This window comes from Streptomyces sp. NPDC002926 (assembly GCF_053591755.1).
This window is the reverse complement of the sequence record NZ_JBSFUK010000089.1, coordinates 1-1,523: the sequence shown is the minus strand read 5'-3', so window position 1 is coordinate 1,523 and position 1,523 is coordinate 1. Positions and strand designations below refer to the sequence as shown.

The following is a 1,523-nucleotide window of genomic DNA, read 5'->3' as shown; positions in this document are numbered from 1 at the left end:
TGAACAATAGAATTGGTATATGAGTTAATTCCAATACCTGAAGGGCCCAAAATTCTTGACAAATAAGGAATGGTAAGTAATGGCACAATCATTATAAAGACCTGATATATTACATTATAAAGATAATTTTTTGCGATTTGCATTGATAATCCTCCCGAAAAATATTAAACAAAAACTATATAACAGGAAGGATTAAAAATTGGGTCCTCCTGTCCACCTAAGTTCTAATAAAAGTATCTAGATGGTGAAATCTTACCATTCTTAATCAAGCAGAATAACTTTTAATAAGTTTTCATCTGCCTTCACTATAATTAACACTTAACATCTGTCCAGATAGCTAACTAGACAAATCAAAGACTCCCCTTAACCGAATGACTTCACATTCATTAAAACAAGATAATCAAATTCAGTGATTAATGAACCCATTGAAGATATAAAAAATCCGTAATTAACCCGAATTGCTAGTTAATTTCATTGGAAAATAAATAAGTCGTGCTATCCTAATCTTAAAGCACTAAGCATTAGAAAGCTCACGACTTATATGACTTATAATAGCACACTTCCAAAAGTTTTTGTTTATTTACTGACAACCATTGAGACGCTTTATCAAACGAGTGTTCCCCTTGAGGTTCAAAACCGAAAGAACGTCCATCTCGCAACATCAGATTGCTTAGTTATCGCTTGTTACCTATGGGGCGTACTGCATTTTAGTGAAACGCTTAAAGCTAAGCACCAATTGGCTCAAAGTTTATTTCCTAATTTCCTAGAATATTCTCGCTTTGTCCGCCGTTGTAATGCCCTCTTACCGAGTATCCAAGTCATTCGCCAAGCACTCGTCTTTAAAGAGGTTGAAGGAATGAGTGTATCCATTATTGACAGCTTCCCCATTCCTTTGTGTCAGCCTATTCGTAATTTCAGAAGCAAAGTTCTTGGAGATTATGCCAATGTTGGCTACAATGCTACAAAGGGACAGTACTTCTATGGATGTAAATGTCATGCTTTAGTCAGTGAATCAGGCTATGTCATAGACTACACAATTACTCCTGCTTCAATGGCTGATAGTTCAATGACCGAGGAAGTGTTGAGTCAATTTGGGACACCAACAGTCCTTGGAGATATGGGATATTTAGGTCAGTCACTGCATGATAGGCTGGAATTAAAAGGAATTGATCTAATTACACCTGTCAGGAAGAACATGAAGCAAAAGAAAATCCTTTTCCCTAATTTTTCAAAACGTAGAAAAGTGATTGAGCGAGTTTTCTCTTTTTTGACAAATCTAGGAGCTGAGCGTTGTAAAAGTCGTTCGCCTCAAGGTTTTCAATTGAAATTAGAGATGATACTTTTAGCGTATTCTTTACTGTTAAAATCAGCTAAATCACTGGAACCAGAGACTTTAAGATATTCTATCGGGTATCAAGTCATGGCTAAATAATCAACTAGCAATTCGGGTATATGGAGGATATTTCAATGAAAAAATTTTTTAAATATAGTAATTATTTATATTTTGTTGTGGCGATATTAAG

The 1,523-nt window shown here is 35.0% G+C and carries 1 protein-coding gene; it reads left to right on the top strand.

Annotation, left to right across the window (positions count from 1 at the left end):
- Positions 1-541 precede the first annotated feature (541 nt).
- Positions 542-1,432: an IS982-like element ISLll1 family transposase gene (locus ACWDZ6_RS33380; protein ID WP_043736692.1), complete on the top strand. Its 891-nt coding sequence runs from the start codon at positions 542-544 to the stop codon at positions 1,430-1,432.
- The last annotated feature ends 91 nt before the right edge of the window (positions 1,433-1,523 follow it).